11 protein-coding genes are annotated in these 11,618 nt (G+C 63.4%); 4 read left to right on the top strand and 7 right to left on the bottom strand.

All coding sequences use genetic code 11. The features are described 5' to 3' along the window. The first annotated feature begins 1 nt into the window (after nt 1). Entirely contained in the window at nt 2-610 is a 609-nt protein-coding gene (locus MAXJ12_RS20225) for a flavin reductase family protein (RefSeq protein WP_008837834.1), read from the top strand. On the opposite strand, the gene MAXJ12_RS20230 is transcribed toward MAXJ12_RS20225, so the two are convergent. Further along, complete coding sequence (locus MAXJ12_RS20230) at nt 607-1,479, bottom strand: HpcH/HpaI aldolase/citrate lyase family protein (protein WP_040587056.1); 873 nt, start codon at nt 1,477-1,479, stop codon at nt 607-609. The two genes, MAXJ12_RS20225 and MAXJ12_RS20230, sit on opposite strands and share 4 nt — an antisense overlap. Beyond that, complete coding sequence (locus MAXJ12_RS20235) at nt 1,479-1,931, bottom strand: MaoC family dehydratase (RefSeq protein ID WP_008837836.1); 453 nt, start codon at nt 1,929-1,931, stop codon at nt 1,479-1,481. Before MAXJ12_RS20235 ends, MAXJ12_RS20230 begins: the two co-directional genes overlap by 1 nt. A 153-nt stretch (nt 1,932-2,084) precedes the next feature. On the opposite strand from MAXJ12_RS20235, the gene MAXJ12_RS20240 reads away from it, so the two are divergent. Next, on the top strand, nt 2,085-3,203 hold the full coding sequence (locus MAXJ12_RS20240; RefSeq protein ID WP_008837837.1) for a DUF2336 domain-containing protein: 1,119 nt from the start codon (nt 2,085-2,087) through the stop codon (nt 3,201-3,203). 33 nt (nt 3,204-3,236) lie between these two features. Beyond that, entirely contained in the window at nt 3,237-3,554 is a 318-nt protein-coding gene (locus MAXJ12_RS20245) for a cupin domain-containing protein (protein ID WP_040587035.1), read from the top strand. Here MAXJ12_RS20245 and MAXJ12_RS20250 read toward each other — a convergent pair. From MAXJ12_RS20250 to MAXJ12_RS20265, 4 genes are all read right to left on the bottom strand, one after another. Next, a complete protein-coding gene (locus MAXJ12_RS20250; RefSeq protein WP_040587038.1) occupies nt 3,551-4,366 on the bottom strand; it encodes an alpha/beta hydrolase in 816 nt (271 codons plus the stop codon). The two genes, MAXJ12_RS20245 and MAXJ12_RS20250, sit on opposite strands and share 4 nt — an antisense overlap. A 20-nt stretch (nt 4,367-4,386) precedes the next feature. Continuing rightward, the gene (gene parE, locus MAXJ12_RS20255) at nt 4,387-6,453 is read right to left on the bottom strand and encodes a DNA topoisomerase IV subunit B (RefSeq protein WP_008837840.1); all 2,067 of its coding nucleotides are present in this window, start codon (nt 6,451-6,453) and stop codon (nt 4,387-4,389) included. A 93-nt stretch (nt 6,454-6,546) separates the two neighbouring features. Continuing rightward, nucleotides 6,547-8,256, bottom strand: a complete 1,710-nt coding sequence (locus tag MAXJ12_RS20260; protein WP_008837841.1) for an HAD family hydrolase — start codon at nt 8,254-8,256, stop codon at nt 6,547-6,549. A 177-nt stretch (nt 8,257-8,433) separates the two neighbouring features. Continuing rightward, nucleotides 8,434-9,429 carry a nucleoside recognition domain-containing protein gene (locus MAXJ12_RS20265; protein ID WP_008837842.1) on the bottom strand — a complete coding sequence of 332 codons (996 nt, stop codon included), beginning with the start codon at nt 9,427-9,429 and terminating at the stop codon, nt 8,434-8,436. A 121-nt stretch (nt 9,430-9,550) separates the two neighbouring features. Here MAXJ12_RS20265 and MAXJ12_RS20270 point away from each other — a divergent pair, with 121 nt between their 5' ends. After that, nucleotides 9,551-10,003 (top strand): Lrp/AsnC family transcriptional regulator, encoded by a 453-nt coding sequence (locus tag MAXJ12_RS20270; RefSeq protein ID WP_008837843.1) that lies wholly within the window; start codon nt 9,551-9,553, stop codon nt 10,001-10,003. A gap of 104 nt (nt 10,004-10,107) precedes the next feature. Here MAXJ12_RS20270 and gcvPB read toward each other — a convergent pair. Further along, nucleotides 10,108-11,618, bottom strand: a 1,511-nt coding sequence (gene gcvPB / locus MAXJ12_RS20275; RefSeq protein ID WP_008837844.1) for an aminomethyl-transferring glycine dehydrogenase subunit GcvPB, incomplete at its 5' end; no start/stop codon positions are given.

The following is an 11,618-nucleotide window of genomic DNA, read 5'->3' on the forward strand; positions in this document are numbered from 1 at the left end:
CGTGTTCTACGAACCGGCCAAGGGCCACGGCCTGCCGCACGATCCTTCCAAGGCGATCGTCGCGCCGCGCCCGATCGGATGGATTTCGACGATCGCGCTGAACGGCGACGTGAACCTCGCGCCCTATTCCTTCTTCAACGCCTTCTCGACGAACCCCTTCCTGGTCTGGTTCTCGTCCGAAGGCGAGAAGGACAGCGCCAGCTTCGCGCGCGAAACCGGCGAGTTCGTCGTCAACCTTGTTGGGCGCGCGGTCGTTGAGCAGATGAACCGCAGCGCCGTCGATGCGCCGCGCGGCGTGAACGAGTTCGCCTATGCCGGCTTGACGCCTGCGCCTTCACGGCTGGTCGCGCCACCGCGCGTGGCCGAAGCCCCCGCAGCGCTCGAATGCAAGGTGACGGAAATCCTGCGTCCCAAGGCACTCGACGGCAGCGATGCAGGCGTGTTCGTCGTCACCGGCGAGGTGGTCGGCGTGCATATCGACGACGCGATGCTCACCGACGGCCTGTTCGATGCGGTAAAGGCCGGCAACGTCGCCCGCCTCGGCTACATGGATTATTCCATGGTCAACGAGACTTTCGCCATGCGCCGCCCGCGCTGGGACAAGGATTAGAGACCCGCAGCCCGAGCCCTTGCCAGCAGTCGCTCGGCGCGGCGCAGATGCGGCCGGTCGTACATCTGGCCGTCGATCCCGACCACACCCGGATCGCCCGCCGCCCTGAACGCCTGGACCACGGCCTGCGCATGCGCCACCGCTTCCGGAGAGGGCGTGAATGCCTCGTTGATGACCGGCACCTGGTCCGGATGGATGGCCATCTTGGCGGTGAAACCGTCGCGCTCGGCTTCGAGGCATTCAGCGCGCAGGCTGTTGGCGTCGCGGAAATTCACGAAAACCGTGTCGATAGCCGCGGTTTCGGCTGCAGAGGCGGCAAGCACCGTCATCGCCCGCGCCAATCGGAACACGTCGGTGTAGCGCCCGTTCTGGTCTCGGGTAGCCCGCGCGCCGATCGCGGCGGACAGGTCTTCCGCGCCCCAGGTCAGGCCGGAGAGGCGGGGGCTGGGGCTGTAGCTTCCCGCCGCCAGCAGGCCGGCCGCCGTTTCGGTGATGATAGGGATTATCTTCGTGGCGCCGTCAGGAAGCCCGTTTTCAGCCTCCCGGACGCGCAGCTTCGCCGAAAGCTGCTGCACATCGGCGAAGCCGTTGGATTTCGGCAGCATGATGCCGTCCGGCTTCGCCGGCACGAGCGCGGCGAGGTCGTCATCGGTCAGCCCGGACGAAAGATCGTTTATTCTCACATAGATCGCGGCAGATGTTCGCGTATGATTGTCACGGATGAAATCCGCCGCGATCCGCCGCGCCACGTCCTTGTTGCCGGCCGCGACGGAATCCTCCAGATCGACGATCACCACGTCCGCCCCGGCCGAGAATCCCTTCTCCAGCTTCCTCTCCGAATCGCCCGGAACGAACAGCAGCGAGCGCATCAGGCCGGCCTTTTCAACATCATCGCCTGGCGGATGCATTTCGCCACGAGAACTCCATGCTGGTTGAAGGCGCGGTGCTCGAACTCGACGATGCCGCGGTCGGGCTTGGACTTCGATTCGCGCACCGACAGCACCTCGGTCTCGACGCTTATCGTATCGCCATGAAACACCGGATGCGGAAACACGGTTTCCCGCATCCCCAAATTAGCGACAGTCGTACCGACGGTTATGTCGTTCACCGAAATCCCGATCATCAGGCCGAGCGTGAAGAGCGAATTGACCAGCGGCTTGCCCCATTCGCTCTTGGCGGCGAAATCGAAATCGATATGCAGCGGCTGCGGATTCAGCGTCATCACCGAAAACAGCATGTTGTCGCTTTCGGTGACGGTCTTGCGAAGCGTGTGCTTGAACGTCCGGCCGGGCTCGAACTCCTCAAGATACAGTCCAGCCATGCGGTGTTCCTCCGTTGCACGCCCGTTTGATAGGCGCTGCCGTCCCGGTGGGCAAGCCGGTTAAGGAGTATGGTGAACGCTTCGTAAACCATTTCTGCCTAGCGTCCTTCTTGGGGGTCGGAGTCGCATCCGGCAGGGCAGCGAGTGACATTCATGGTAGTGGGGCATTTCCTGAAATGGATCGGCACGGCCCGCGTCTCCGAAAGGGCCGCCGCGGCGAATGCGCTCGCCCGCGCCTATGTCGAGCGCGATCTGCCCTTCGAGGACCGCTGCGCCGCGGAAGCCGCACTCACGCTGCTGCTTGACGATCCGTCATCCAAGGTCCGCCTGGCGATGGCCGAAGCGCTGTCGATGAGCCATCATGCGCCGATCCAGATCATCGCGGCGCTCGCTTCAGACCAGCCGGAGGTCGCCGCCTTCGTTCTGGCGCGCTCGCCGCTTCTGACCGATGCTGACCTGATCGACCGCGTCGCGGCCGGTCCGAAGGCAACACAGAAGCTCGTCGCCGGGCGTCCGGTCGTGTCGATGGCGCTTGCCGCGGCGATCGCCGAGGTCGGCGAACCGGAAGCCTGCATAGAACTCATCGCCAATTCCGGCGCGGTCATCGCGGCGCTCAGTTTCCGCCGCATAGCCGAGCGCCATGGGCATCTGCCTTCCGTGCGCGAAGCGATGATCGCCGATCCACGCCTGCCGGCCGATTGCCGGCACATGCTGCTGGTCAAGCTCGGCGACGCGCTGAAGCAGGCGCCGCTGGTCGCGGCGCTGATGGGCGGCCGCGCGGACCGCGTCATGCGCGACGCCTGTGTCAAAGCCTCACTCACCGTCATCGAAAACACCCGCGCCGAGGAGCACGGCGCGTTAATCGAGCATCTGCGCCTGCGCGGCGACCTGACGTCGAGCTTCATCATCCGCGCCATCGCCCACGGCAAGGTCGACTTCTTCGGCTCGGCCATGGTGGCGCTGACCGGACAGGCCGAGCACCGGGTGAGGGCGCTGCTCTCCGGCGGCCATGATGGGGCGCTGTCGGCGCTGTTCCGCAGCGCTGGGCTTGCCGCGAGCACCCATGCCGTCATCCTGCGCGCGCTGAAAATCTGGCGCGAGGTCGCCAATGGCAAGCGCGTCGCCGGCGCGCAGGAGGTCACCTGGCTGATGCTGAAGGAATTGGGCGGGCAGGGAGCGACCGGCGATCTTGCCGGCCTGCTGAAATCCATTCACCTTGACGCGCTGCGCGAAAACGCCCGCGGCCATGCGCTGGCGATTGCTGCCGCGTGAGCCGAAGCGGCTCTATGAACGACGGAGACTGAATTGGCGTTCAAATGCGAAATACCCGCTATGCCCACGGTCCAGCTGGATGACAATGCCGTAAGAATCACGCGTTGGGACTTCGAGCCGGGCGCGGCTACCGGATGGCATGAGCATGGGTGGCCTTACTTCATCGTCATGCTGACGGCCGGAACTCTTCGGGTTCACGACGGGGTCAATGTCGCCGACGTTCCTCTCGCGGCAGGCCAGGCCTACCGAAGGCCATCCGGCATCAAGCACGACGTGATGAACGGCTCGGAACATCCGATTGCGTTCGTCGAGATCGAGGTCAAGCAACCCGACGCCCTTGGAATGGTCTAGCCGTCATCCCTGCTCAGCGCCTCCACAAACCGGATGATCTCGCCGGTCATGCCTTCGTTCCAAAGGTCGTTGTGGCTGTAAGCGTCATGTACCAGCATCTGCTTGGGCTCAGGCGCGATGGCGTAGAGCGCCTCGCCGGAGGACAGCGGGATGATGTCGTCGCGCCGGCCATGGATGAACAGTTTTGGCTGCGTGACCTTCGCAATCCTGAGATCGGAACGGAACGGATCCTTGATCAAGGGCGCGACCGGCAGGAATGGATAGTGCGTCTGGGCGAGCGACAGAACGGACAAATATGCCGACACCAGGATGACGCCGGCCGCCGGCCTGTGCGCCGCCGTGTTGACGGCGACACCGCTCCCCAGCGACTGCCCGAGCAGGACGATCCCGCCGTCGCTTTGCGCCGAAAGCCAGTCATACGCCGCCAGTCCGTCCGTCAGCAGCCCGTCTTCGGTCGGCGAACCTGTCGAACCCGCATAGCCGCGATAAGATATCGCCAGCAGGCCGATGCCGCGCGCTGCCAGCGCCTGCGCCAGAAACCTGTAATTGCCTACCCGGTCGGCGTTGCCGAGGAAGAACAGCACCGACGGCTTGCCGGCTTCGCCTTTGCTGTAAAGCGCATGCAGCGTCTCGCCATCCGGTGTTGCGATCGAGACCTTCTCGCCCCATTCGGCGCTTGACGCCGGCGCGAAGGCCGCGACGGCCCCGGGATAGAGCAGGGCGCGCTGTGAGAAATACATCAGGCCGACCAGCGCCAGGTAGCCTAGAGCCGCGACGAGCGGCAGGACCAGAAGGAGTTTGGTGGCGCTCACGGGATGCCCACCCAAAAACCTCAGATATCCAGTTCTTCCGTTGCCGCGAACTCGGCCCGTTCCTGGATGAAGCGGAAGCGCGCCTCGGGTTTCGTACCCATCAGCGCGTCGACGGCGGATTTGGTCGCCGCCTCGTCGTCGATCACGTCGACACGAAGCAGCGTGCGCTTTCTCGGATCCATCGTGGTTTCCTTGAGCTGCGACGCCATCATTTCGCCTAAGCCCTTGAAGCGGCCGATCTCGATCTTGCCGCGGCCGGTGAATTCGGTGCGCAGCAATTCGTCCTTGTGAGCGTCGTCGCGCGCATAGGCGATCTTGCCACCTTGCCGGATGCTGTAGAGCGGCGGCACGGCCATGTAGAGATGGCCGCCGCGAATGAGATCGGGCATCTCCTGATAGAAAAAGGTGATCAGCAGCGAGGCAATATGCGCGCCGTCGACATCGGCGTCAGTCATGATGATCACGCGGTCGTAGCGCAGATCCTCATCGCGATATTTCGACCGCGTGCCGCAGCCCAGCGCCTGGATCAGGTCGGAAATCTGCTGGTTGGCGGCGAGCTTGTCGTTGCCGGCGCTGGCGACATTGAGGATCTTGCCGCGCAGCGGCAGGATAGCCTGCATGGCGCGGTCGCGCGCCTGCTTGGCCGAGCCGCCGGCCGAATCGCCCTCGACAATGAACAGTTCGGCGCCGGCCGCCGCATTCTGCGTGCAGTCGGCGAGCTTTCCCGGCAGCCGCAGCTTGCGCACGGCGCTCTTGCGCGACACTTCCTTTTCCTGCCGCCGCCGCACCCGCTCGTCGGCGCGGGCAATCACCCATTCGAGAAGCTTCGAGGCCTCCTGCGGATTGTCGGCGAGCCAGTGGTCGAACGGGTCGCGGATCGCCGTCTCGACCAGCCTAATCGCTTCGACGGTCGCGAGCTTGTCCTTGGTCTGGCCGACGAATTCCGGCTCGCGAATGAACACCGACAGCATGCCCGCCGCCGAGATCATCACGTCCTCGCTGGTTACCACCGAAGCGCGCTTGTTGCCGGTGAGGTCGGCGTAGGCGCGCAGGCCCCGCGTCAGCACGTTGCGGAAGCCGGTCTCGTGCGTGCCGCCTTCGCCGGTCGGGATGGTGTTGCAGTAGGAATTGACAAAGCCGTCGCCGCCGAACCAGGTGACGGCCCATTCGATCGAGCCGTGTCCGCCCTGCTTTTCGCTTTTGCCGGCAAAGATTTCGCGTGTGACCTGGAATTCATCGCCGAGCGAGGCTTTCAGATAGTCTTTCAGCCCGCCGGGAAAATGCAGTACCGCCTTGGCCGGCGTCGGGTCCTTTTCCTTGATCAGCAGCGGGTCGCAGGACCAGCGGATCTCGACGCCGCCGAACAGATAGGCCTTCGATCGCGCCATGCGGTAGAGCCGCGCCGGTTCGAAATGCGCGCCCTTGCCGAAGATGTCGGGGTCGGGATGGAAGCGGATTTTCGTGCCGCGCCGGTTGTGCACGTCGCCGAGTGATTCTAGCCCGCCCTGCGGAATGCCGCGCGAGAAGCGCTGGCGATAGAGCTGGCGGCCGCGCGCCACCTCGACCTCGAGCAGGTCCGACAGCGCATTGACCACGGAAACACCGACGCCATGCAGGCCGCCCGACGTCTCATAGACCTTGGAATCGAATTTGCCGCCGGCGTGCAGAGTGCACATGATGACTTCGAGCGCGGATTTCTTCGGAAACTTCGGGTGCGGATCGACTGGAATGCCGCGGCCATTGTCGGTGACCGTCAGGAAACCGTCGGCCGAAAGCTCCACGTCGATGAAGGTGGCGTGACCGGCCACCGCCTCGTCCATCGAATTGTCGATGACTTCGGCGAAGAGGTGGTGCAGCGCCTTCTCGTCGGTGCCGCCAATATACATGCCCGGCCGCCGGCGCACCGGCTCCAGCCCCTCCAGCACTTCGATGTCGGCGGCGCTGTAACCCTCGCTGCCGTCCTTGGCCTGTGGCGCCGCTCCGCGCTTGGCGGCAACGGCAGCCTGCACGAGCGGATCGGCCGGGCGAGTTGGCGTACGCTGGCTTGGCTTTTCCAGCCTGGCGAAGAGGTCGTTGCTGTCGTCCATGAACTGGCAGGTGTTCCGGTGATTCGAATATGCTGGGATACTGCCCGTTTTTTCCGGCGCGCGACAGAGGTTCGCGTTCCGTTCGGCGGCCGATCAGGAGGCAGTGGCAGGCGCCGTATAGCGCCGGCGAACCGCGTCGACAATGCGCTTGCGGCTTTCTTCGGCGGAAAGCGTCTGATCTGCCTCGACTTCGGCGGTCTCATCCGCCAGCGCGTCGTCCCTGATCTGCCTGCGGAACCAGTCGGAATAATCCCCGTTGCGCAGATGGTGCTGCCAGGTTTTGTCGTCAATGCCCTCGGCGATCTGGACGAACATCATCAGATTATGCGCCCTGAGTTTCATCGCGTCGTCGGGACCGCGAAAATAGAAGCTGCCCGCTTCGTCGAGCTGACCTTCGGCATATTTGCGCGTATGCCGCTTGCGCGACTGCCTTGGCTTTTCGGCCTTGATCAACTTGGCCGCCTCTCCCGATTTTGGCCGCCAGAACAGCACGCGATCATCGTCCGGGGCGACCAATCCTTCGGGCTGCTGCAGACCTGTCTCACGGCAGAACACCCTGATCACCTCATCCGCCTGAGGTCCGAGCGCGATCACGGCGGAGACAAGACCGAGCGCGTCGGTCGCCACGGCGTCGGGGTGAACGGTGATGAGGATCGTGCCTGGCAGTTCCATCGAAAGCACGAGCGGCGTGTCGTTCCGCTGTTTCGGCAACAGATGGTGGGTTTCGTCGACGATCAGCCAGTGCGGCCTTGCAGTGCGGGAGCGGAAGCGGGCGAGTTCCGGCAGGAAATCGGCAAAGAAATCGGGTCGTTCATTGACGTCGAGCGTGAGCGTGCTGAGCACGACGTTGTCGTCCGGCTTCTCCAGCAGTTTCATCGCCTGATCCAGAGTCGGCGGGACCGAGCCGTCGCCAACGGTCACCGCGTCTTTCAGGTCGTGATAGTCGCCTTCGGGATCGAAAACGCAGAACTGAAAGTCTCGTTCGACGAAGCGTTCGGTCAGCGCGGTTGCAAGCGTCGACTTGCCTATGCCGGAACTGCCGGCGATGAGCACGGTGTCCGTCGGCCACAGGCGAACCTCGCTTCCGTCCTCCTCCGTGCCGACAGGAATGCCGTTTCGGCGGCTGAAGCCGAGGTCCCAATCGCGCGCGATCAACTGATCGGCCAGTTCTTCCAACCCTTCTCCCCGGGCGCCCTGCGTTACGATGTCGGCCGTGTCCTTGACGGAGGCAAGCGCGTTGGCGACCGCCACGCTGCAGCCGCAGGTGCGCAGGAAGGCATGGTCGTTCTCTGCGTCGCCGATGCCGACGACATTGTGGGCCGACAGTCGGAGCTCCTCCAGTGCAACGGTCAGGCCGGCGGCCTTGTTGATGCCGCTTGGCAAGATCATGACCGCGCCCTTGTTGAAGATGATCTCGAGTTCGAGGCCGAAATCCTTGATTACTTCGAGCGCCGTGGTCTGGTGCGGCTCCCACGTCGCCACGATCGAGCGTCCCACCGACAATGGTGCAACCCCGCGCCGCGCCAGCGCCTCGACGAAATTGGGCGGCGGCGGGGGCGAGATCGCGCGCTCCTCCTCGCTTGCCGGCGTGTAGATCAGCGCGCCGTTTTCAGCCACGACCTTGTCGAACACGGCCAGATCCGGAAACACATGCTTGAGATCCGGCAATTCGCGCCCTGTGACGAGAATGAGCTTCCGGCCGCTTTCCTTCAGGCGTCTCAGCGCATCGAGCGAGGCGGCAGTAACCAACCCGTCATGAGCCAGCGTGCCGTCGTAATCCGTGGCGAGCGCGATGAAATACATTCGGCCTTCGGTCTGCGGTCGGATCCTTGGGGCGGATTCCGGTTGAAATCGACAGCATAACGAACAACACGGATCGACCGTTCCGCGCGACGCGCGCAAAGCGTTCTCGCCTGGGGGTAGCGCGTTTCCACACGGACCGGAGAGTACGAGGTTCCATCCAGCCGGTTGTCAACGCGATCATCTGCCAAGCGCGGGTTCCGATTGTGGAAGTTTTGGGCTTTTCTCACGGAACAAGATCGCGAAAAACACGCGGTCTGGCACCAAGCCTATCGTGCGCCCAATCAATGCTGTCGCAACGACAGCGAAAACCAAACGGCCGAAGAACACACTGGTAAAGTCTGCGCCCAGAGCAATGACAACCAAAGTGTCCTCTATGATGCTGTGGGCAAAACCCATGAAGACGCAGGCAAGAAAGATCTGACGTGGTTCAATGGAGGTTACACGGGCCTCACGGATAAGCAGCCCTCCGCCGTACGAGATTCCAAGAAACAGGCCGACGGCAGCGAACGGCACGGTTTGCGACTGAATGCCGGCCAGGCGAAAGAGCGGCGTAAGCCCCTTGTTCAGCCAGCCCAGGATGCCGGAAATCTTGAGAAGCTCCATCGACCAGCTCAGGCCCAGCAGAACGATCAGCATGATTGCCAGGGTCTTTACCGTGCTCAGAGTAAAATCGCTCCAGTCGGTACTTTCGCTCATGGGTACCCATGCCGGTTCCAACGGCGCGGATAGCCAGCCTGTTGCCGAAAATATCTGGTGCAGCAGCACGGCAAAGATCAGCCCGCCGGCTATGCGAAGCACGACGGTGACCACGATGCCCGGTCCAGCCTTCTGAATGATGCGTTGTTCGATGGGGAGGGCATGCGCGAACAACAAAAGCGCTGAAAAGACGGTCATGTCTCCAGAGCTCAGTGCGGAAATCGGCGCCAGCGTGAATACAATCACCACCGCTCCCCAGATTCCCACAAGCAATCCCGTCAACCAGGCAAGGGCGAGTTCGGGCGGCAGGCCAACCAGCTTCATGAGCGGCGCGAAGTACGGTGAAACCGCTCGAATAAATCCAAATTCCACCAGGACCTGCGTGACGAGCGTGATCGGTACGATGATGCGCACGAGTTCCCAATAGATTTCAAGAGTTTCCCCGGTCCTTCGATAAAGGGCGGATCGCACTGTCATGGCGGTGTCTCCGTAATTGCCGCCAAATCGATTAGCGCGGTGCCATTCGCATTTGTGGTCAAAATTTGCGGTTTCGTGCAATAATATTGCACGAAGGGACTTCGCATCTGTGGGGGACGAAATGGACCAGATCGACAGGAAACTCCTCGACCTTTTGCAACAGGACGCTTCCCGTACCAACGCCGATTTGGCGGAGGAGGTCGGACTTTCACCGTCGAGTTGTCTGCGCCGTATCCGGCGGCTCAAATCGACCGGCGTCATCGAGCGCGTTGTTGCCATCCTCAATCCGGCCAAGGCCGGCAAGGGATTGAGGGCGATTGTCACAGTCGAGCTCGAGCGCCATGGCGAGCAGCACACGCGCCGCTTTCTCGATCTTGCCACCAGGGAGCGGGCCGTGATCCAAGCCTGCAGCGTGAGCGGCGAGACCGACGCTGTCCTGATGCTGCGCCTGGCCGACATGGACGAGTTCGATGCACTGTGCGAGCGGCTTTTCCGGGACCGCACCAATGTCGCGCGCTACTACACGATGTTCGTGATCCGCACTGCCAAGGAGACAACCGCGATCCCGTTCTAGATTTTCTAGCGGTTGCCTAAGGATGGCCGCCGTTCACCACATCCCGGCGATCGAAACGAAAAAAGGCCGGCGTGGCGCCGGCCTTTCCTCCGAAATGCCCGTCCTCAGCTCGCCAGAGCCTCGATCGGTGGGCACGAGCACACCAGATTGCGGTCGCCGGCGACATTGTCGATGCGCGAGACCGGCGGCCAGTATTTGGCCGCACTATCCGGATCGCCATCCGGAAAGGCGGCTTCGAGCCGCGTATAGGGATGCGTCCAGTCGGCGGCGAGCGCTTCAGCGGCGGTATGCGGCGCGTTGACCAGCGGGTTGTCGCCGGCCGGCCACTCGCCCTTGGCGACGCGCTCGGCTTCCCTGGCGATCGCGATCATCGCCTCGCAGAACCGGTCGAGTTCCCGCTTCGGCTCGGATTCGGTCGGCTCGACCATCAGTGTCCCCGCCACCGGCCACGACATGGTCGGCGCGTGGAAACCGTAATCGATCAGGCGCTTGGCGACGTCTTCTACACCGATGCCGGCGCTTTCCTTCAGCACGCGCGTATCGAGGATGCACTCATGCGCGACACGGCCATTGCGGCCCTTGAACAGCACGGGGTAGTGCCCTTTCAGCCGCTCGGCGATGTAGTTGGCGCTGAGGATCGCCAGTTCCGTCGCCTGCTTCAGGCCGGCGGCTCCCATCATGCGGATATACATCCAGGTGATCGGCAGGATCGACGCGCTGCCATAGGGAGCGGCCGACACCGCGTGCCCGCTTTCCGTCTCGACATGGCCGGGCAGGAATGCCGCCAGATGCGACTTGACGCCGATCGGCCCGACGCCCGGCCCGCCGCCGCCATGCGGGATGCAGAAGGTCTTGTGCAGGTTCATGTGGCAGACGTCGCCGCCAATGTCGCCCGGCCGCGCCAGGCCGACCAGCGCGTTCAGATTGGCGCCGTCGAGATAGACCTGTCCGCCGTGCTCGTGCACCAGCGCGCAGATGTCCTTCACGCCTTCCTCGAACACGCCATGGGTCGAGGGATAGGTGATCATCAGCGCCGCAACGTTCTGCGAATGCTGCTCCACCTTCGCCTTCAGGTCGGCAATATCGATGTCGCCTTCATCCGTACAGCGCACGACGACGACATCCATGCCGGCCATATGCGCGCTCGCCGGATTGGTTCCGTGCGCGGAGGAGGGGATCAGGCAGACCTTGCGATGCGCTTCTCCACGCGACTGGTGATAGCGGCGGATGGCGAGCAGCCCGGCATATTCGCCCTGGCTGCCGGCGTTGGGCTGCAGCGAGACGCTGTCAAAGCCGGTGATTTCGGCGAGCCATCTCTCCAGTTCGTCGGTCATGGCGCGATAACCCTCGGCATGCTCCGCCGGCGCGAACGGGTGCATGTTGGCCACTTCCGGCCAACTCACCGGCATCATCTCGGCCGCCGCGTTGAGCTTCATCGTGCAGGAGCCGAGCGGGATCATGGTGCGGTCAAGCGCCAGATCCTTGTCGGCCAGCCGCCTGAGATAGCGCATCATCTCCGTTTCGGAGCGGATTTCGTGGAACACCGGCTGCGTCATGAAGTTCTCGCCGCGCCGCCGTTCCGGCAGCATCAGCTCGGCTTTCGAAGGCGGCGTGG

It is taken from the genome of Mesorhizobium alhagi CCNWXJ12-2 (assembly GCF_000236565.1).
Taxonomy (GTDB): domain Bacteria; phylum Pseudomonadota; class Alphaproteobacteria; order Rhizobiales; family Rhizobiaceae; genus Allomesorhizobium; species Allomesorhizobium alhagi.